Source organism: Celeribacter sp. HF31 (assembly GCF_011806455.1).
In the GTDB taxonomy this organism is placed as follows: Bacteria; Pseudomonadota; Alphaproteobacteria; order Rhodobacterales; family Rhodobacteraceae; genus Celeribacter.
On record NZ_JAATOT010000001.1, the window covers coordinates 269,921 to 287,357 of the forward strand.

22 protein-coding genes, 1 other RNA gene and 1 riboswitch are annotated in these 17,437 nt (G+C 60.5%); of the genes, 18 read left to right on the plus strand and 5 right to left on the minus strand.

Going from position 1 to position 17,437, the window contains the following annotated elements; genetic code table 11:
* The first annotated feature begins 101 nt into the window (after window positions 1-101).
* The 4 genes from HCZ23_RS01355 to HCZ23_RS01370 all read left to right on the plus strand — a co-directional run bounded on the left by HCZ23_RS01355 (window position 102) and on the right by HCZ23_RS01370 (window position 1,864).
* Window positions 102-416: a hypothetical protein gene (locus HCZ23_RS01355; protein WP_167599904.1), complete on the plus strand. Its 315-nt coding sequence runs from the start codon at window positions 102-104 to the stop codon at window positions 414-416.
* A gap of 129 nt (window positions 417-545) precedes the next feature.
* Complete coding sequence (locus tag HCZ23_RS01360) at window positions 546-1,112, plus strand: RNA polymerase sigma factor (RefSeq protein ID WP_167599905.1); 567 nt, start codon at window positions 546-548, stop codon at window positions 1,110-1,112.
* 6 nt (window positions 1,113-1,118) lie between these two features.
* Complete coding sequence (locus HCZ23_RS01365; protein ID WP_167599906.1) at window positions 1,119-1,454, plus strand: hypothetical protein; 336 nt, start codon at window positions 1,119-1,121, stop codon at window positions 1,452-1,454.
* Window positions 1,454-1,864 (plus strand): periplasmic heavy metal sensor, encoded by a 411-nt coding sequence (locus tag HCZ23_RS01370; RefSeq protein ID WP_167599907.1) that lies wholly within the window; start codon window positions 1,454-1,456, stop codon window positions 1,862-1,864. Before HCZ23_RS01365 ends, HCZ23_RS01370 begins: the two co-directional genes overlap by 1 nt.
* A 3-nt stretch (window positions 1,865-1,867) precedes the next feature.
* On the opposite strand, the gene HCZ23_RS01375 is transcribed toward HCZ23_RS01370, so the two are convergent.
* A complete protein-coding gene (locus HCZ23_RS01375; protein ID WP_167599908.1) occupies window positions 1,868-2,572 on the minus strand; it encodes a metal-dependent hydrolase in 705 nt (234 codons plus the stop codon).
* A gap of 194 nt (window positions 2,573-2,766) precedes the next feature.
* Here HCZ23_RS01375 and HCZ23_RS01380 point away from each other — a divergent pair, with 194 nt between their 5' ends.
* The 7 genes from HCZ23_RS01380 to HCZ23_RS01410 all read left to right on the plus strand — a co-directional run bounded on the left by HCZ23_RS01380 (window position 2,767) and on the right by HCZ23_RS01410 (window position 7,940).
* On the plus strand, window positions 2,767-3,429 hold the full coding sequence (locus HCZ23_RS01380) for a ceramidase domain-containing protein (protein ID WP_167599909.1): 663 nt from the start codon (window positions 2,767-2,769) through the stop codon (window positions 3,427-3,429).
* 35 nt (window positions 3,430-3,464) lie between these two features.
* Window positions 3,465-3,752 (plus strand): Asp-tRNA(Asn)/Glu-tRNA(Gln) amidotransferase subunit GatC, encoded by a 288-nt coding sequence (gene gatC / locus HCZ23_RS01385; RefSeq protein ID WP_167599910.1) that lies wholly within the window; start codon window positions 3,465-3,467, stop codon window positions 3,750-3,752.
* Window positions 3,752-5,239 (plus strand): Asp-tRNA(Asn)/Glu-tRNA(Gln) amidotransferase subunit GatA, encoded by a 1,488-nt coding sequence (gene gatA, locus HCZ23_RS01390; protein WP_167599911.1) that lies wholly within the window; start codon window positions 3,752-3,754, stop codon window positions 5,237-5,239. Before gatC ends, gatA begins: the two co-directional genes overlap by 1 nt.
* Window positions 5,240-5,278: 39 nt before the next feature.
* On the plus strand, window positions 5,279-5,944 hold the full coding sequence (locus HCZ23_RS01395; RefSeq protein ID WP_167599912.1) for an excalibur calcium-binding domain-containing protein: 666 nt from the start codon (window positions 5,279-5,281) through the stop codon (window positions 5,942-5,944).
* Between the two features lies 1 nt (window position 5,945).
* Window positions 5,946-6,644 (plus strand): N-acetylmuramoyl-L-alanine amidase, encoded by a 699-nt coding sequence (locus HCZ23_RS01400; RefSeq protein ID WP_303048516.1) that lies wholly within the window; start codon window positions 5,946-5,948, stop codon window positions 6,642-6,644.
* Between the two features lie 13 nt (window positions 6,645-6,657).
* Window positions 6,658-7,070, plus strand: an RNA gene (rnpB, locus tag HCZ23_RS01405) — RNase P RNA component class A.
* Window positions 7,071-7,229: 159 nt separating this feature from the next.
* Window positions 7,230-7,940: a DUF533 domain-containing protein gene (locus tag HCZ23_RS01410; RefSeq protein WP_167599914.1), complete on the plus strand. Its 711-nt coding sequence runs from the start codon at window positions 7,230-7,232 to the stop codon at window positions 7,938-7,940.
* 126 nt (window positions 7,941-8,066) lie between these two features.
* Here the strand turns inward: HCZ23_RS01410 and HCZ23_RS01415 are convergent, their stop codons facing one another.
* The gene (locus HCZ23_RS01415) at window positions 8,067-8,954 is read right to left on the minus strand and encodes a DMT family transporter (protein ID WP_167599915.1); all 888 of its coding nucleotides are present in this window, start codon (window positions 8,952-8,954) and stop codon (window positions 8,067-8,069) included.
* Between the two features lie 74 nt (window positions 8,955-9,028).
* Window positions 9,029-9,195: riboswitch (FMN riboswitch) on the minus strand.
* 265 nt (window positions 9,196-9,460) lie between these two features.
* Here HCZ23_RS01415 and HCZ23_RS01420 point away from each other — a divergent pair.
* From HCZ23_RS01420 to HCZ23_RS01430, 3 genes are all read left to right on the plus strand, one after another.
* Entirely contained in the window at window positions 9,461-10,414 is a 954-nt protein-coding gene (locus HCZ23_RS01420; protein ID WP_167599916.1) for a hypothetical protein, read from the plus strand.
* A gap of 174 nt (window positions 10,415-10,588) precedes the next feature.
* Entirely contained in the window at window positions 10,589-10,756 is a 168-nt protein-coding gene (gene rpmG, locus HCZ23_RS01425; RefSeq protein WP_009572866.1) for a 50S ribosomal protein L33, read from the plus strand.
* Window positions 10,757-10,878: 122 nt separating this feature from the next.
* Window positions 10,879-11,496: a GNAT family N-acetyltransferase gene (locus HCZ23_RS01430; protein ID WP_167599917.1), complete on the plus strand. Its 618-nt coding sequence runs from the start codon at window positions 10,879-10,881 to the stop codon at window positions 11,494-11,496.
* 79 nt (window positions 11,497-11,575) lie between these two features.
* Here the strand turns inward: HCZ23_RS01430 and HCZ23_RS01435 are convergent, their stop codons facing one another.
* A complete protein-coding gene (locus HCZ23_RS01435; RefSeq protein WP_167599918.1) occupies window positions 11,576-12,346 on the minus strand; it encodes a Bax inhibitor-1/YccA family protein in 771 nt (256 codons plus the stop codon).
* A gap of 281 nt (window positions 12,347-12,627) precedes the next feature.
* On the minus strand, window positions 12,628-12,930 hold the full coding sequence (locus HCZ23_RS18265; RefSeq protein WP_368487264.1) for a DUF1127 domain-containing protein: 303 nt from the start codon (window positions 12,928-12,930) through the stop codon (window positions 12,628-12,630).
* A 54-nt stretch (window positions 12,931-12,984) separates the two neighbouring features.
* On the opposite strand from HCZ23_RS18265, the gene HCZ23_RS01445 reads away from it, so the two are divergent.
* Entirely contained in the window at window positions 12,985-13,863 is an 879-nt protein-coding gene (locus HCZ23_RS01445; RefSeq protein ID WP_167599919.1) for a LysR family transcriptional regulator, read from the plus strand.
* A 124-nt stretch (window positions 13,864-13,987) separates the two neighbouring features.
* Window positions 13,988-14,491 carry a hypothetical protein gene (locus HCZ23_RS01450; RefSeq protein WP_167599920.1) on the plus strand — a complete coding sequence of 168 codons (504 nt, stop codon included), beginning with the start codon at window positions 13,988-13,990 and terminating at the stop codon, window positions 14,489-14,491.
* Between the two features lie 138 nt (window positions 14,492-14,629).
* On the opposite strand, the gene HCZ23_RS01455 is transcribed toward HCZ23_RS01450, so the two are convergent.
* On the minus strand, window positions 14,630-15,589 hold the full coding sequence (locus tag HCZ23_RS01455) for an NADPH:quinone oxidoreductase family protein (protein ID WP_167600285.1): 960 nt from the start codon (window positions 15,587-15,589) through the stop codon (window positions 14,630-14,632).
* Between the two features lie 445 nt (window positions 15,590-16,034).
* Between HCZ23_RS01455 and HCZ23_RS01460 the strand changes: the two genes are divergently transcribed.
* A complete protein-coding gene (locus tag HCZ23_RS01460) occupies window positions 16,035-16,418 on the plus strand; it encodes a helix-turn-helix domain-containing protein (RefSeq protein ID WP_167599921.1) in 384 nt (127 codons plus the stop codon).
* A 203-nt stretch (window positions 16,419-16,621) separates the two neighbouring features.
* Window positions 16,622-17,431 (plus strand): inositol monophosphatase family protein, encoded by an 810-nt coding sequence (locus tag HCZ23_RS01465; RefSeq protein ID WP_167599922.1) that lies wholly within the window; start codon window positions 16,622-16,624, stop codon window positions 17,429-17,431.
* The last annotated feature ends 6 nt before the right edge of the window (window positions 17,432-17,437 follow it).

The window sequence follows — 17,437 nt, forward strand, 5'->3', positions numbered from 1 at the left end:
CCCGCAAGATCACACCTGAAAGCCGGATCTTGTTTTTCACCTACCCCGCGACAGCGGATCGAAAGACATGGCCAAATGGCCGAAACAAAAGGATGTTAACGATGAAATCCGTGAACAAGCCCCTCTACGCCCTCTCCCTGATCGTGCCGCTCATGGCCGCCATGCCGGGCTTTGCCCGCGGCCTGACTGTGACCACCAACAACGGCGGCGAGATTTCGAAAGAACACACCTGTGTGCAGGGCAATCATATTGTGAGCTGTGAATCGGTGACCACCGGCACGACGGCGGCGGGCGAAAGCGTCTCGCGCGGTGTGGTGCGCACAACCGACGGCAATGGCACCGATGTCACCGCGACTGTGACAGGCCCCGGCGGCAGCTCCGGCTCCCGCGAACGTGGTCTGAACGTATCCCGCTAACGCGGGGTCTGGCCCGGGTCACCATCCCCCCCCCCCCCGTGACCCGGGCCAACATTTTAACGCGTCGCTTCTGTGTTTCATGGTAAATCTGTTGACATCTTCTCGCCCCTCTCGACCGGAGCCGCAGCGATGACCGCGCATAAGCCTCCCACGCAGGCAGATGCAAAAGCCGTGATGGCGGCGCTGGCCCGGGGCGAGCGCGCGGCCTTGGCGCGGTTGATTGCGATGTACGGCCCGGGCATCCGGCGCTATGCCGCGCAGTCGCTGACCGTGGCCTCGGAGGCCGAAGATGTCGCACAGGAGGTGTTCTTGCGGGCCTGGCGCCATGCGGAACGCTACGATCCGTCGAAAGGCGCCGTGTCCTCATGGCTCTACAGGATCGCGGTCAATCTGTGCATTGATCACAACAGGCGGGGGGGCTTTCGGCGGTTTGTCGGGATCGACAGCATGCCGGAGCCGGAAGACGATACGCCGGGGGCGGAGGCGGACTATGGCGCGCGCCAGAGATTGGCGCAGACCCAGGCCGTGATCCGCACATTGCCGACCCGGCAGAAACAGGCGATCCTGCTCAAGGCCGCAGGGGAGCTTTCGGGGGCGGAGATCGCGATGACGCTCGGCACGAGCGAGGGGGCGGTGGAACAATTGCTGGTGCGCGCTCGAGCGACGCTCAGGGCCCGGCTGGAACTGGAGGAGTGATTCAAGATGTCGGATCATGACAACACGACGACGGCGACACATGCGAAGACAGATGCGGAATTCGACCGCGCGCTCTCCGCAGTTTTCGCCCACCCCGAGGATGAGGATGTCGCGGAACTGTCCCGCGCCGTGCTGAGCCAGACCGTGACCGTCAACCGAACGCGCTCGGACGGCCACGTCGCCGAAGTTCTGTCTGAACCCTTGCCCTGGGCGTTGGGCTTTGGCGGGCTGATGGCGATTGGCGTGGCGCTGGGCTATGTCCTGTCGTCAACTGCTTTGGGCGACGGGTTTCTGACCTGGTTTGCCTTTGGCGATCTCTTGTCCGTGATGGGGGGCTTCTGATGTCTGCTGCACACCGCCCCCATCGCATCTCCAAGGGGCGCATCGCCTTGATCGGCGTTCTGGCTGTCTCGCTTTTGGGCAATGCCGTGGCCTTGGGCGCCGTCTGGCGGTTTCAACAGGTGCGCGTTACCTTGATGGGCGACGAGGCCGGACCGCCCCCCGCTTTCCCCGCCGATATTCGCCGAGAGCTTCGGGCGCATTTGCAGGACAACCAAGACAGCCTCTCGCCGAAAGTGCGCGCCGTCATTGATGCGCGTCGCGACGTGGTCGACACCGGCACCGCCACGCCGTTTGACAAAGCCGCGACGGAGGCCGCGATGGAGGAGTTCCGACGCGCTCTGGACGAGGCCGTGCGCGAGGCGCAGGGGCTTGTGCTCGAAGTTTTGGAGGCGCGCGCGTCGGAACAGTAGAGCTTAAATCTCAATCGGTTTCAGCACCTCGGGCACCTTCACCACGCCGTCTTTCAGCGCATAGACAAGCTCATCGCAGCTCTGCGCCAAAAGCGGGAAGGTGCCCCAGTGGCAGGGGATCACCGTTTTGAAATCAAAGAACTTTTGACACACGTAAGCGGCGCGTTTCATGTCCATCGTGTAATGCCCGCCTGCGCACAGCAGCCCGATGTCGGGTTGGTGCAGGTCGGCGAACCATTCCATATCGGCCATGATGTCGGTGTCGCCGGAGACATAGATCGTGTGGCCCTCGCCAGAGATCATGAAGCCCGCCGGATCGCCCGCATATTGCGGCGCACCGTCTTTAAAGTCGATCGACGACGAATGCACGGCATTGACCATGGTCACAGTGACGGCCTCGTCGCCCTCTCCAAGCGTGATCGTGCCGCCCTTGCCAAAGCCCGTGACCTGCGCGCCCTCTTTGCCGAGGATGATCGACAGCTCGTGGATGCAATAGATCATCGCATCAGTGCTTTGCGCAACGGGCAGGGTGGTCGAGGCATGATCGCCATGACCATGGGTGAGGAAAATTGCGGTCGCGCCTGTCGTTGCCTCTGCCTCGCGGCCCTCGGGAAACGCCGGGTTGCCCGCCAGCCACGGGTCGATGAGCAACACCTGATCTGCAATTTCGATGCGAAAACCGGAGTGGCCCAGCCATGTGATTTTCATTTGTACAAACTCCCTGGTTTGGAAAACGACTCTCAACGCTATGTTATAGCCTAAAGCGTTTTTCGTTTAATCTGAATCAGATTGAGCGAAAAACGTTGTGACACTGAATTGATCTTGCTGCGTTTTTCAAAAATTGAGTGCCTCAAGTTTTTTTGAAAAACGATTTAAGATCAATATACTAGGATGACAGGGCGATGGGACCAGAGGTTTGGACTGCGCAAATTGATGCCTATTGCGAACGCACGGATTTCACGTTTTGGTCGGAACCGGTCAATGCGCTGACAAATGCGGCGTTTTTGATCGCCGCTTTGGTGATCTGGCCGCGGGCGAGGGCCTATCCCATGGCGCGGGCTTTGGCCGGTGTGCTTTTCGTGATCGGCCTCGGCTCCTTCGCCTTTCACACCAGGGCGACACGTTGGGGCGCGATGGCGGACACTTTGCCGATCCTTCTGTTCATCCTGCTCTATGTTTTCGCGGCGACACGGGATTTCTTTGGCCTTGAGACATGGAAATCCGTCCTCGTGACGCTGCTCTTCTTTCCCTACGCCGCCGCCACCGTACCGCTGTTCTCGAACCTCGGTCTCGGCAGTTCGGCGGCCTATGCGCCCGTGCCGATGCTCATTTTCATCTACGCGATCCTCCTGCGACATCGCGCGCCCCGCACCGCGCGCGGTCTTGCCATCGGCGCGCTGATCCTTTGTCTCTCCATTGCCATGCGCTGGCTCGATGAGCCGATCTGCGCAGGTCTTCCCTTGGGCACGCATTTCCTTTGGCACATCCTCAATGCCCTCATGTTGGGCTGGATGATCCATGTTTATCTCACGCATATGCTTGAAGGCCGCGCGCAGGGGCGCTAAAGCCTCATGTGACCAAGATTACGGAGCATTGCCCCATGTCCATCGACATTGATACCGCCCGCCGGGTGGCCAAGCTCGCCCGCATCCGCGTCGAGGAAGACGCGCTTCCGGCGCTGGCCTCGGAATTCAACGCTGTGCTCGGCTTTATCGAGCAACTCTCCGAAGTGGATGTCGAAGGGGTCGAGCCGATGACCTCGGTGACCCCGCAGCGTCTCAAACGCCGCAAGGACGGTGTCACAGATGGCAACATGCAGGAGAAAATCCTGAAAAACGCGCCCGACGCGCGCGAGGGCTTCTTTGCCGTGCCGAAGGTGGTTGAATAATGTCTGATCTCAATAAACTCACGCTCTCAGCCGCCCGTGACGGTTTGCGCGCGAAAGACTTCACCTCTTCTGACCTGACCGAGGCCTGTCTCACCGAGATCGAAGGCGCCGGTGCGCTCAATGCCTTTGTGCACAACACGCCGGAGATCGCCCGCGAACAGGCCAAAGCCGCCGACGCGCGTTTGGCCGAGGGCGATGCGCCCGCGATGTGCGGTCTGCCCATCGGGATCAAGGATCTCTTTGCGACCAAAGGCGTGCCGACCCAGGCGGCCTCTGCCATTCTCGAAGGCTTCAGGCCCGAATACGAGTCGACCATCACATCTAAGCTGTTTGATGCAGGCGCGGTCATGTTGGGCAAGCTCAACATGGACGAATTCGCGATGGGCTCCTCCAACGAGACCTCGACCTATGGCAATGCGGTCAGCCCGTGGCGCCGTGGCAATGAAGACACCCCGTTGACGCCGGGCGGCTCCTCGGGTGGCTCCGCCTCTGCCGTCTCCGCCGATCTCTGTCTCGCTGCGACCGGCACCGACACCGGCGGCTCGATCCGCCAGCCTGCGGCGTTTACCGGCATCGTGGGCATCAAACCGACCTACGGGCGTTGCTCGCGCTGGGGCGTGGTGGCCTTTGCTTCCTCTCTGGACCAAGCCGGCCCGATGACCAAATCCGTGCGCGATGCGGCGATCATGTTGGAGGCCATGTGTGGCCATGACATGAAGGACAGCACCTCCGCCGATCTGCCGGTGCCGAATTTCGAGGCGCTCTTGACCGGCGATATTCGCGGCAAGAAAATCGGTATCCCGAAAGAATACCGCCTCGACGGCACGCCGGATGAGATCGTCAAGCTCTGGGACGATGGTGCCGCGATGCTCAAAGACGCAGGTGCCGAGATCGTCGACATCTCGCTGCCGCACACCAAATACGCGCTGCCGACCTATTACGTCATCGCACCCGCCGAAGCCTCGTCGAACCTCGCGCGCTACGACGGCGTGCGCTACGGCCACCGTGCGACGCTGGCTGCGGGAGAGGGCATCAACGACATGTACGAAAAAACCCGCGCCGAAGGCTTCGGGCATGAGGTGCAACGCCGCGTGATGGTCGGCACCTATGTGTTGTCGGCGGGCTATTACGACGCCTATTACAACAAGGCGCGCAAGGTCCGCACGCTGATCAAAAAGGACTTCGAAGACGCCTTTGCTGCTGGTGTCGACGCGATCCTCACGCCCGCGACGCCGTCCCCGGCCTTTGGTCTGGGCGAGGTCTCCGACTCGGATCCGATCCAGATGTATCTGAACGACGTCTTCACCGTGACCGTGAACCTCGCGGGTCTGCCGGGCATTTCCGTGCCGACGGGGGTGTCGGCCACCGGCCTGCCGCTCGGGCTTCAGCTCATCGGCAAGCCGTGGGAAGAGGGCGATCTGCTGAATATCGCGCATTCGCTCGAAGGCGCTGCAGGCTTTGTTTCCAAGCCTGAAAAATGGTGGTAAGAGGCGCGTAAATTCGCCTCTTTTGGAGCTTTTGCCCCCATGCGCCTGACTGTTGCTCTGATCTCTTTGGCCGCGCTCGCTGCCTGTGAAACCCCTGTGCCCGACAGTGGCTCGGGGGTGGGTTTCGGCTCTTATGCCGAGTATCAGGCGGAGCGTGAGGCGCAGCTGATTGCGGGCGGTGAAGGCAGCGGGGCCGCCACGGCGGGCCTCGACACCCAGGCGATTTCCGCCGAGGCTACGGCGGCCATCGACGCCGCAGAGGCCGAAAGCGCCGCGCCGACGGGTCCGGCGCCCTCCGCCGTCACCAATGCGGTCGGCATCTCGTCCGAGAATGATTTCTCCGCCGTGTCCTCCGAGCGTTCGATCGAAGAGGACGCCGCCCTCGTCGCCGCCAACAAAGAAGCCTATGTGACGATCCAGCCGACGGCCCTGCCGTCGCGCCCGAACTCGGATGCGGGCACCATCGTGGAATTCGCGCTCTCGACCACCAACACCGTTGGTCAGGCGCTCTATTCCCGCCTGATCCCCGGCGCCGAATCGCGGGCGGCACGCAATTGTGCGAAATACCCGTCCCCCGATCTGGCACAGGAATATTTCCTGAAACATGGTGGGCCTGAGAAGAACCCGCAGGGCCTCGATCCCGATGGCGACGGTTTCGCCTGTAGCTGGGACCCGGCGCCCTTCCGTCTGGCCGCCAAGCGCTAAGATGCCCTCTGAGCTTGTGATTCAAGAGCACCCGTCGCCGAATTTCGGCGAACGGCGCGACGGCGCGCGGCCTGATCTGGTGGTGATCCACTACACGGCCATGGCAACGGCCGAAGCGGCTTTGGAGCGGCTGTGTTCCTCCGAGCATGAGGTCTCTGCGCATTACCTGATTTGCGAGCAAGGGCAGGTGTTCCGCCTCGTCGACGACGAGATGCGCGCTTGGCACGCCGGTGCGGGGCAATGGGGCGAGGTGACGGATGTGAATTCGCGCTCCATCGGGATTGAACTGGCGAACACGGGCGCAACACCCTTCGCCGCCGCGCAAATGGATGCTTTGGAGGCGCTTCTGACGGATATTTTGGCCCGCCATGCGATCCCGCCGGAGCGTGTCATCGGGCATTCCGACATGGCGCCCCTGCGCAAGATCGACCCGGGTCCCCGGTTCGACTGGAAAAGACTGGCTTTGCAGGATTTGTCCGTGTTTTCGACAAATCTGGAGGGTATTGAGCCCAACGAAGTTCGATTTGTACAAGATTTGCAGGCCTTCGGATATCCGGAAACACCGCTTGAGGCGCTCTTGCCAGCGTTCCGAAGCCGCTTTCGCCCGCTTCATCACGGACCGCTCGATGGTCGCGATATGGCGCTGGCGCACGATCTTGCCACGCGCTTTCCCGTTGACCGCGACGACCTGACCGCCTAAGTCGCACACCGACGCGGATGGCCGGATAACCGCCGCTTCTCTCAAGGTTCGCGCTTTGGGAGGAGGGGAGGAAAGTCCGGACTCCCTTGAGCAACGGTGCCGGGTAACGCCCGGCGGGGGCAACCCCAGGGACAGCGCCACAGAGAAGAGACGGCCTTCTATACGGAGGTCATGGTGAAACGGTGGGGTAAGAGCCCACCGCGCGAGCGGCAACGTGAGCGGCACGGCAAGCCCCACCGGGAGCAATGCCAAATAGGGGTTCTACGCGGGGTCTGTTGTGCGCAAGCATACCGCCCGCAAGGTCGCTCAAGCCTGAGAACCCGGGTTGGCAGCTTGAGCCGTCTGGTAACAGCCGGCCTAGAGGAATGGTTATCCACGGCGGGTTTCCCGCTGAGACAGAATCCGGCTTACAGGCTGTCCGCGTCGTATTTCAGGGGCTTTTGAGGGCTCTGCCCTCTTGGTCGCTCCGCGCCCAATTCTTCCAGGATATTTAGAGACAAAAGAAGGCGGATTTTGCCCGGTTGGCAGATCGTTTTTTTCGACGCAGTATAGGGGCGAGTGATTTTTCAAAGAGGGAGCCCCCCAATGAGTTTTGTGAAAACCCTGACCACGCTCGCGATCGGCTTTGCCGCCGCCAAAGGCGTTGAGAAGATGAAGAAAATGGGGGGGATGGACGGGGTGCGCGAAGCGATGCGCCAATCCGGCGCCCCCGGCAGCATGGCCGATCAGATGGGCCAGATGGCGGAGAAATTCGGTTTTCCCGGTGGGTCAGAAGCCGTGCGCGACATGATGGGCAAGTTCGGCAATCAGGCCGCCGATATGTCCGAGGCGACCGAAGCGGGGCTTGGCTCGCTGTTCTCCGCGATGTCGGGTGCTGCGGCGACAGGTGCCACGTCGATGTCCGATATGTTTGCCTCTGTGACCGCCGGGACGCCCGTGGGTGCGGCGGCGGAAGAGAATGCCAAGCTGATGATCCGCTCGATGATCATGGCCGCGAAGGCCGATGGCGAGATCGACGCAGAAGAGCGCACGAAAATCCTCGATCAACTGAATGATGCCTCCGAGGAAGAGATCGCCTTTGTGCAGGCGGAGCTGGACGCGCCGGTCGATCCGATGGCTCTGGCCAAGGACGCGGGGACGTCCGCAGGGGCGCAGGTCTATGCGGCGGCCTTGATGGCGATTTCGGTGGATACCGAGGCGGAGAAGACGTTTCTGAACGGGCTGGCGCAATCTTTGATGCTGGACCCGGCGAAGCAGGCAGAGATCCATCAGTCGATGGGCAAGCCGGTTATTTGATGTCTTCACGCGAGATTGCTTTGCAATCCGCTCCAGACGGGGCGGCCTGACCGGCCGGGCGACAGTCGGCGCCTTCCCGTACAGACCTTTCAAGTGGAAGGGCGGCCTTGGAGCCGCCCTTTTGATTTACGCCGGTTGCGCCGCGCGGCTTTCCTGACGCAGCAGGTAAAACGATGCGGCGAGGATCATCAGCGACCCGATCCACATCGACCCGGGCGGCACAAAGCCAAAGGCCAAGACGCCAAAGCCCACGTTGAGCGGCAGTTTCAGGTGATCGAAGGGCTGCAAATAGGCGGCATCGGCGACGGCATAGGCCTTGGCGATGGCATACTGCGCCAGAGCGGTCAGAAGACCTGCCGCGACGAGAATGAGCGCGGTGAGACCACCGCCCAAGGCGATGCCGTCCCCTAGGGCCAGGCCGAAGTTCACCGGGCTCAACATCAAAAGCAGGTAGACGGTGAGGCTTTCGGGCGTCTCTGATCGTGTCAGGCGTTTGGTCAGCAAAGAGGTCAGCGCCCAGAAGGCGGCGGCGCCCACGGGGTAGAGCACGAAGAGCGAAAAGCTTTCCGACCAGGGCGCGAGGATGATCATGCCGCCCGCGAAGCCGACGGTGACGGCGATCCAGCGCTCGGGCGTGGCGGCCTCATCCAGGAACAAATTGGCGCCCAGCGTCACGAAGAAGGGGGAGAGCATGATGAGGGCGATTGCCTGCCAGATCGGCACATGGGCGAGGCCTGCGATCCAGAGCTGGACCCCGATGACGGCGGCGGCGACGCGCAGGAGATGAAGCATCAGATTGTGGGTCTTCATCGCGCGCAAGCCCTCGCGGACCACCCACGGCAGCGAGAACAGCAAGGCGATGAAATATTGCCAAAACGCCATGCGGGCAGAGGGCACATGCAGCATCATCGTGGCATATTGGGTCAAAAGGTTGATGACGGCAAAAAGCACACCGGCTGCGATCATCATAAGGGCACCGGCGCGGGCCGGGCCAAGGTCGGTCAAACGAGTCATGTGTCGTCCTTTCTCCACACATAACTCAAGGCATGAGGGCAGGGCGCACGGTTCCTGAACGGTGGCGCAGCCCTGTCTACTCTCTTTCATCCGGACTATGACCGTCGGCTCCGGGATCGCACCGGATCTGCTGTCCCAGCGTGTCTGTGAAGACGCGCGTGGCGCTCGCGGGCTGATAGGAGGCTCCTGAAAGCCCCTAAACACCGCCGGTGGGGAATTTCGCCCCGCCCTGAGAGGTTACGCGGCCTGAATTGGCCGCCCGACCTATTTAAGCGGCGGAGGAACGCGGTGCAATCGCTTTTGATGTGTCGAGGGTGAGAGCGTCAGTATGCTTGATCCTGTCGGGGAAAGGGGGCAGGCTTGGGTCGATAAGCAATATGAAATTTGAAGAGGCGTGAGGTTTGGTCAGAGATTTTCAACGGGGTTCTAAATGCAGGGTTGCTCAGGGCTTTCCATGTTGGCCCGCCCGTTTGAGAGCATCACTTTTCACGATGCTTTGGGCGGTCATGTATGTTCTTGCCTGTGCGCAGGCCTCCACGGCACAAGACATCGACGGAACCGACGATCCGCGTTTCGTACAGGCCAAACAAGACTGGCTTGCCGGAGAGGATATGCCAGCGCTCGAAGAGCTTGCTGCATTGGCCCATGAGGGACATGCACCGGCTAAAATCCTGCTGTCCCGTATCGCAGCCACACCGCATGTGATTGATCCTGTGACGCAGACCTTGGACCGAAAGGCCAAGATTGCGCTGTTGCGTGAACCCGTGGGATTGTCCGGGCGCGACTGGCTTGTCTCTGCGGCGGAGGACAACGATCTGGCCCATGCGCTCTGGGCCGTCGCAGCCCCCGGTAAGATTGCGCCGGACGCGGAGGTGGCCCGGACATTGATCGCCTTCGGTGAGATCAAGCCCGCCCTGATCTATGCCCTGGCGCTTTGGAAGGCCGGGAAAGGCGAAGAGGCGGCGCAGATTCTTCATGAACATGAGGCGCGTTTCGGGGCTGCGGGACAGGATTTCCTCGGGTTTCTTTTGATGGATCTGGCGATAGGCGGCACTGTTGGCCCGCTCCCGGACGGGATGAATACCCCCGCCAAGCTCGAAGCTTACCTGCATGCGCTGCGCTCCGATGAGAATCGCTTTGCCTATTCTGGAACGCTGGACACGTCCCCCTTGCTGCATCCGAGCCGGGAAGGAGATCGTGAGAGGCTGGCGCAGCTCGTGCATGCGGTCCCTGCGGTGCGGCCTCTGGTTTTGTTCTGCGAGGCACGATGTGGGGAGCGGCAACAAGAGATGTGCCTTGCGGAAGGCGCATGGTCTTTGGCCAAGGCTGCGAACCATCCCTATCCTTTCGCCAGCCCTGCCCAGTCGCTTATCGAGGATGCGACCTATTGGGCCTCGCCGCGGTTTTTCTCGGATGTTGAGCACCTGTTGGCGCGTGGCGACTGGCTCGGCTGTCGCTGAAGTTGGACGGCGCCTGCCGCCTGTGGTCACAGGGATGCGAAACCGGCGGATTTTTAGTGATACCCCATTGACTCGGGGGCCGAAGTCCTTAAAAGGCAGGCTTCAAGGATTCCACGGGCTGGCGCTCGAACACAACTGTGCCCCCGTTGCACGCGATAATTGGAGTAATGAAAAATGGCGAAGCCGACGACGATCAAAATCCGTCTCAACTCGACCGCGGACACGGGCCACTTTTACGTGACCAAAAAGAACGCCCGCACCATGACCGAAAAGATGGTCGTAAAAAAATACGACCCGGTTGCGCGTAAGCACGTCGAGTACAAAGAAGGCAAAATCAAGTAAGCCCTTCCGACATACCAAGATGCAAAAGCCGCGCAGCCCGAGAGGGAAGCGCGGTTTTTCTTTGCCAGCTTCTCTCGCCAGCGGACCAGAATTCCAACCCGTCCAGCATGAAGGAGAGAAAAATGTTCGGATGTTTCGAAGATGACTTTAGAGAGCCGGAGCGGCCTGACAGCTCCTGCTCGTTGCCCAGTAGCCTGAGCGAGGCTCTGGCGGTGCGCGCGCAGGAGATTCGCAAGAGCGTGCCGTTCACCGTTCGCGTCGCCATGCCGGCCGATACCGCGGAGATCGACACGCTCTTTCGTGCCTCCTACGGTCAGCTCCTGAAACAGCATTACCCGGCCGCCATTCTCGATGCCGCTTTACCAGCCTTGTTGCAGACGGCGCCCAGGCTCCTGAATTCCGGCACGTTCTTTGTCGCAGAGACCGGCGGGGGTGAGATCATCGCCGCAGGCGGTTGGACGCAGGCCACACCCTTTGGTGGGGTCGGACCGCGCGAGATCGGCCACATGCGCCGGGTCGCCGTGCACCCGGATCACATCCGGCGTGGTGTGGGCTCGGTTCTGCTTGGGCATATCCTCGAGAATGCTGAGCGGACAGGGGTGGAGCGGATGTGTGCGCTCTCGACACTGACGGCGCGGGCGTTTTACGAGGCGCATGACTTTGAGGTCTCGGGGGACGTGGATCTGGCGCTGAAACCCGGTGTTTACCTGCCCGCGATCCAGATGGCTCGGGATCTCTGAGGCGATCTGTAAGACATCTTTTTAGCAACAAAAAAGGCCGCTCCGAAGAGCGGCCTTTTCGTTTCGTGTGATCCGATGATCAGTCCCGGTTGCCAAGGAATTGCAGCAGGAACATGAACAGGTTGATGAAATCGAGATAGAGGTTCAGCGCCCCCATGATCGCGGATTTCGCCAGCCATTCCCCGTCCATCGCATGGGCGTGGGAGATGTAGTCGGTTTTGATCTTTTGCGTGTCGTAGGCGGTGAGGCCTGCAAAGATCAGCACACCGATCGCGGAGATCGCGAACTCAAGGCCAGAGGACTTGAGGAAGATGTTGACGATCGAGGCGAGAACCAGACCGATCACACCCATGATCAGGAAAGACCCCCAACCGGAGATGTCTTTTTTGGTGGTGTAGCCCCAAAGCGACAGGCCCGCGAAGGCCGCGGAGGTCACGAGGAAGGTCTGCGCGATGGAGGCGCCAGTGAACACGAGGAAGATCGAGCTCAAGGACAGGCCCATCAGAGCGGCGTAGGCGTAAAAGTAGGTCTGGGTCGCGGCCGCCGAGAGGCGGGACACGATGGCGCCAAAGCCAAAGACCATGGCGAGCGGCGCAAACATGATCACCCATTTGAGCGGCGAGACGTAAAGCGCATAGCCGAGGCTCGTGAGGTATTCATTGGCACCGATCTGATATTCGGTCGGGGTGGCGCTGACGGCCAGGTTGGACAGCGCCCAAGCGGCCAAAGCGGTCACCAGAAGACCCACGGACATCGTGCCGTAGACCTTGTTCATATGGGCGCGAAGGCCGGCGTCGATCTCAGCCGAGCGTGCGCCGACACCAGCGTTGATCGTTCTGTAGTCAGCCATTTTCTATCTGTCTCCTGTGCGTAAAAATCACTGTTCTCCACCGGTTGCGGAGATATCTCTTCCGATATTGGCAGTCCTGTCCCGGATTTCAAGCCATGGATGCGCGGAAAACATATTGTTTTCGACAGATATATGAGGGGGTTTTAGGGGATGAGGCGGTCAAAAAAAAATGACCGCGACACCCTATCGTATCGCTACAGGGCATCGCGGTCGGGGGACCTCGTAAGATCTGCTCTGCGGCGATCCGACCGGGTCAGACTGTCGCAGGCTTTCTATGTGGTTCAGCGCATCCAGTTGCGCGGGGCATCCCATACCGGGCGCTGGGATTCCTTGAGCGCCTCTTCGCGGGTCAGGCCGATGTCCTTGAGGATCGCGTCGTCCAGGCTGGCCAGGGTGCGGCGCTGTTTCGAGAGGGCAAGGGCGCTGCGCAGGCGTCCGAAGGCAGAACGAGAGGGGCGGTCACAGGCGGTGCCGCGCGCGCCTGCGGAAGTCGGTGCAAAAATCGACGAAGACATCGGCGTTCCTTTCTGTTTCGTTGTGGGTGCCGTTTGTGTAATCATTTTTCTTGATGTCTTATCGCTCATCGTCGAGGATAAGTGAAATGAATGATTGTTTGAAATTGCATCAAGGATGTTGATGTGGCTAGAAACCTCGATCTGACCGCCCTGCGCTCTTTCGTCACCGTGGCCGACACCGGCGGGGTGACCCGTGCGGCGGGCGCGCTCAACTTGACGCAATCCGCCGTCTCGATGCAGCTTAAACGCCTCGAAGAGAGTCTGGACGCCAAGCTTTTGGACCGCAGTGCGCGCAAAATCGCGCTGACGGCGGCGGGGGAACAGCTTTTGTCCTACGCGCGGCGGATGCTGGAGCTGAATGACGAGGTCTATAGCCGTCTGACCGCGACGGAATATGAGGGCGAGATCGTGCTGGGCGTGCCGCATGACATCGTCTACCCGTCGATCCCTTTGGTTTTGCAGCATTTTCACGCGGATTTCCCACGCATGCGGGTGAATCTCCTGTCGTCCTTCACCATGCAGCTCAAGGAAAAATTCGCCCGTGGTGAGTGTGACATGATCCTGACCACCGAGGACGATCTGGATGTCGGTGGCGAGACTTTGGTGGAACTGCCGCTGGTGTGGATCGGAGCGCCCAATGGCGTGGCATGGCGTCAGCGCCCGCTGCGTCTGGCCTTTGAGCATCGCTGCATCTTTCGCAAAAGCGTTCAGGAGGCGTTGGACAAGGCAGGCATCCCTTGGGAAGTCTCGATCGAAAGCGACCAGTCGCGCACCATCGAGGCCTCTGTGTCCGCCGATCTGGCGGTGCATGTGATGCTCGAAGACACCGCGCCGCCCTATTCCCAGCCGATCCAACACGGCGGGGCCCTGCCAGAACTCGCCTCGAAAAAGATCAACCTCTATTGCTCGGACATGATGGCGGGTGAGGCGGCGGAGCGTCTGCGTGAGTTGCTACGCCAATCCTATCGCAACCACCGGGGGTCGAGATTGGCGGCGCAGTAGGGGCGATGGAAGAGGTGCAGAGAAGGTCTGGTATGAGCCCAAATCTACAAATGCTGCGTGTTGCGCGAATGTCTGCTTCCATTTAATTTGCATAGCAAAACCGGATGGATCAGGCGGACGTTACATGAAATTCACATTTAACGAGTTTTGGTGGAAAGCAGATGTCCAATTTCCCGCGTGGTCAGACTTCACCGGAGGCGGAACGACCGAACTAACATTTGCACCCGAGGGCCGAGATGAAGCTTCTATGAGTGCAGAAGAAGTAGCTCTCACAATCTGGGTTCAAGACAACCATGAAAAGCAAAAGCCTGAACTTCTGAACGCAGTCCTCGAAGCTTATCCTGACTTTCGGCGTCAGTATTTCGAAGACTATGATATCAAGGAGAACGAGGAAGAATTACCGGCGATCACTTCGGTAGAGGGTCTAACGAAGGTGATCGCGCTCGAAGAAATCAATGTGCACCAGATTTCGAAAGATGGAGTTCCCTACGTCGGGTACCAGTTCTCATGCAGTTGGGACGAAGAACATGGTCTCGGAGTCTTGATGCACGACAAACGGGTTATTGAGGTTGGTGGCGCTGACAAAGCGTTCTTACTCTGGATCGCGGAGCGTGATCGCGACAGTTGATGCCCGAATTCTAATAGAACTAAATATGTTGGCCATCCGATAGCTGTCCTTCGAACTCTGGCATTGGACGGCCGCTTTGTCCCGCAAAGCAGTCCTTCGCATCTCTGGCGCTGATCTTTGACCGCACCGCTTTGGCGCTCAGGGCTCCAAAACCACTTTCCCCGTCGCCTGACGCGACCGCAAAAGCTCCAGCCCCTCTTCGAACCGCTCCAGCGGCAGGCGATGTGAGATATGCGGTTTGATCCGACCCTCGGCGGCCCAGTCGAACAACTGCTGGAGGGACGCGCGCAGGGGGGCGGGGTTGAAGCCCAGGTAGCTGCCCCAATAAAACCCGATGGCGGTGATGTTTTTCACCAGCATGTGGTTGGGCTTCATCTTTGGCAGATCACCGCCCGCAAAGCCGATCAACAGGATGCGCCCGGCGGGGTTGGTGGCGCGAAAACAGGCCTCGTACAAAGGCTCGCCCACCGCCTCATAGACGACATCTGCGCCGCCCAGGGCCTTGATCTGTTCGCGAATGTCGGGTGCACTGGCGTCGATAAGGTGATCCGCGCCCGCCGCTTTGGCGATGGCGAGCTTTTCCTCTCCGCGCGCAATCGCGATGACCTCGGCGCCCATCAGCTTGCCGATTTCCACCGCCGTGAGGCCGACGCCGCCCGCGGCTCCGGTCACGACCAGACGTTCGCCGGGGTGCAGCCGAGCCTTATAATCGAGCGCCATATGCGAGGTGCCGTAGGCGATCTGAAGGGCTGCGGCCTCGGCATAACCCAAACCTTCCGGGATCGGGATGCAGCGGTCGGCGGGAAAATTGCCCGCATCGGCCAGGCCGCCCTGACCGGCATAAACCGCCACAGATTGCCCGAGGCTGAGCCCCGTGACATCTGCGCCCAAAGCGGTGATCTCGCCCGCCAGTTCCAACCCCAATGTAAAGGGCGGTTCCGGCGTGTCCTGATATTTGCCGACGCACATCAATGTGTCGGCAAAATTGAGCGCGCTGGCGCGGATCGCCACGCGGACCTCATGTGGCGCAGGCGCCGGCAGGGTGATCTCTTCGAGCGCTGGCGCGTGGTCAAACGCCGCGACCCGGCAGGCGCGGATGGGGATCTCGGGTGACGTCGTTGCGTCAGCTCTGGATGTTTTGCTCATGGTAAGGTTTTGGCGCCTTGCGGGCGAGCTGTCCATGTGAAATCCCGTGGAGAGGCGTATTGGGCCATGAAATTGATGATTTAAGGCGAGTCGTTTCGAGGCCAAAGGGGGGCGAAAACTGTCTTTTAAGGTGTGTGGTGTGCTGTATACAATTTGCAAAATGCAACAAATGATCAAAAAACACGCGTGGGTTTAGCGCCCATATTGATGTGAAACAGGTGTCTACACCTCATTGATGCGAATTAAGCCTCTGTTTCCCGGATGAAATACAAGATCTTACGGACATTTTATCAAATCCTATCGAAAAAGACAGGTTGAGAGATAAAGCAGAGAAAGAGAAATGTGCTATACACGCATAGGTTATTGCGCGCAGCACGATTACGAAGGAGCGGTCAGAATGAAACACCCCGTGGACGTCCACGTTGGCAAGCGGATCCGCCATCGCCGTTGGATGGTTGGCATGACACAACAGCAGCTTGCTGAGAAGGTCGGGATCAAATTCCAACAGATCCAGAAATACGAAACGGGGATGAACCGGGTGTCTGCGTCTCGCCTCTGGGACATTGCCGAAGCGCTGTCGGTCCCGGTCGCGTTCTTTTTCGAAGGTATGGATGCGCCGATGCCGTCTCAAGTCGCGGCACAGGCGACCGAGGCCAGCGTGCCCGCCGATATTCTCGCCGATAAGGAAGCCCTCGAATTGGTGCGCTCCTACTACGCGATCCCTGAAAACCAGCGCCGCCGTCTGTTCGAGCTGGCGCGTGTTCTGTCCGACGTGGCCTGAGACGTTCCGACAGAATACGTGGTCCAGGTTGCGCCTGACGCTATACGACCCCCGCGTTTTGACGCCGGGGTCGTTTCTTTGTGAGCGCGTGCTTTTTGAGCACTGCCGATCCTGCTTGACGATGTGGCAGGCGCAGGCGGCCCCGTCCTTGACCCGCACCTCCGGACAGGCTACCCGCGAAGGCAAAGCCTAAAGGAGTTCCCATGTCCACGACCGGCCTTTCCGCGCAAGACCACGCCTCGATCATCGCCACCGCCGAGGCCGCCGCAGAGGCCGCGCGCGAGATCACGCTGCGCTATTTTCGCGGCACGGCGCTCGACACGACGTCCAAACTCGACGCCGGTTTCGATCCGGTGACCGTCGCGGATCGCGGGTCCGAACAGGCGATGCGGGCGGTGATCGAAAAGATGCGGCCCGAGGATGCCATTCTGGGCGAAGAATTCCCGATCAAACCCGGCACCTCCGGTCTCACCTGGGTGCTCGATCCCATTGACGGCACGCGCGGGTTCATCTCCGGCACGCCGACCTGGGGCGTGTTGATCGCGGTGCGGGACGCTGACAATGTGCTCTACGGCGTGATCGACCAGCCCTACATTGGCGAACGCTTCGTGGGCGGGCTGGGCACGGCCTCTCTCACCGGCCCGCATGGCACCCGCGATCTGGGCGTGCGCTCTGGCGTCTCTCTGGAAGATTCAGTGATCTTTTCGACCTTCCCCGAAGTGGGCAGCGAGACCGAAGGCCGAGCCTTCCAAGACCTCGCCGCGCGCTGCAAACTCACCCGCTACGGCATGGATTGCTACGCCTATGCGCTTTTGGCCGCCGGTCAGATCGATCTCGTGGTCGAGGCCGGATTGCAAAGCTACGACATCCTTGCCCCCATCGCGGTGATCGAAGCCGCGGGCGGCATCGTCACTGATTGGCAGGGCGGGCCGGTTTTGGACGGCGGGCGCGTGGTGGCTGCGGCCAGCAAAGAGTTGCATCAGGCGGCATTGGCGGTACTCTCAGGGTATTAAGCCTGT

Excerpts from the sequence above, each read along its gene's own strand:
- HCZ23_RS01370 (WP_167599907.1), top strand. The coding sequence starts at position 1,454 with ATGTCTGCTGCACACCGCCCCCATCGCATCTCCAAGGGGCGCATCGCC.
- HCZ23_RS01395 (WP_167599912.1), top strand. The coding sequence starts at position 5,279 with ATGCGCCTGACTGTTGCTCTGATCTCTTTGGCCGCGCTCGCTGCCTGT.
- HCZ23_RS01450 (WP_167599920.1), top strand. The coding sequence starts at position 13,988 with ATGAAATTCACATTTAACGAGTTTTGGTGGAAAGCAGATGTCCAATTT.
- gatC (WP_167599910.1), top strand. The coding sequence starts at position 3,465 with ATGTCCATCGACATTGATACCGCCCGCCGGGTGGCCAAGCTCGCCCGC.
- HCZ23_RS01380 (WP_167599909.1), top strand. The coding sequence starts at position 2,767 with ATGGGACCAGAGGTTTGGACTGCGCAAATTGATGCCTATTGCGAACGC.
- HCZ23_RS01400 (WP_303048516.1), top strand. The coding sequence starts at position 5,946 with ATGCCCTCTGAGCTTGTGATTCAAGAGCACCCGTCGCCGAATTTCGGC.
- HCZ23_RS01355 (WP_167599904.1), top strand. The coding sequence starts at position 102 with ATGAAATCCGTGAACAAGCCCCTCTACGCCCTCTCCCTGATCGTGCCG.
- HCZ23_RS01410 (WP_167599914.1), top strand. The coding sequence starts at position 7,230 with ATGAGTTTTGTGAAAACCCTGACCACGCTCGCGATCGGCTTTGCCGCC.
- rpmG (WP_009572866.1), top strand. The coding sequence starts at position 10,589 with ATGGCGAAGCCGACGACGATCAAAATCCGTCTCAACTCGACCGCGGAC.
- HCZ23_RS01415 (WP_167599915.1), bottom strand. The coding sequence starts at position 8,954 with ATGACTCGTTTGACCGACCTTGGCCCGGCCCGCGCCGGTGCCCTTATG.
- HCZ23_RS01420 (WP_167599916.1), top strand. The coding sequence starts at position 9,461 with ATGTATGTTCTTGCCTGTGCGCAGGCCTCCACGGCACAAGACATCGAC.
- HCZ23_RS18265 (WP_368487264.1), bottom strand. The coding sequence starts at position 12,930 with ATGAGCGATAAGACATCAAGAAAAATGATTACACAAACGGCACCCACA.
- HCZ23_RS01365 (WP_167599906.1), top strand. The coding sequence starts at position 1,119 with ATGTCGGATCATGACAACACGACGACGGCGACACATGCGAAGACAGAT.
- HCZ23_RS01360 (WP_167599905.1), top strand. The coding sequence starts at position 546 with ATGACCGCGCATAAGCCTCCCACGCAGGCAGATGCAAAAGCCGTGATG.
- HCZ23_RS01465 (WP_167599922.1), top strand. The coding sequence starts at position 16,622 with ATGTCCACGACCGGCCTTTCCGCGCAAGACCACGCCTCGATCATCGCC.
- HCZ23_RS01460 (WP_167599921.1), top strand. The coding sequence starts at position 16,035 with ATGAAACACCCCGTGGACGTCCACGTTGGCAAGCGGATCCGCCATCGC.
- HCZ23_RS01435 (WP_167599918.1), bottom strand. The coding sequence starts at position 12,346 with ATGGCTGACTACAGAACGATCAACGCTGGTGTCGGCGCACGCTCGGCT.
- HCZ23_RS01375 (WP_167599908.1), bottom strand. The coding sequence starts at position 2,572 with ATGAAAATCACATGGCTGGGCCACTCCGGTTTTCGCATCGAAATTGCA.
- HCZ23_RS01430 (WP_167599917.1), top strand. The coding sequence starts at position 10,879 with ATGTTCGGATGTTTCGAAGATGACTTTAGAGAGCCGGAGCGGCCTGAC.
- gatA (WP_167599911.1), top strand. The coding sequence starts at position 3,752 with ATGTCTGATCTCAATAAACTCACGCTCTCAGCCGCCCGTGACGGTTTG.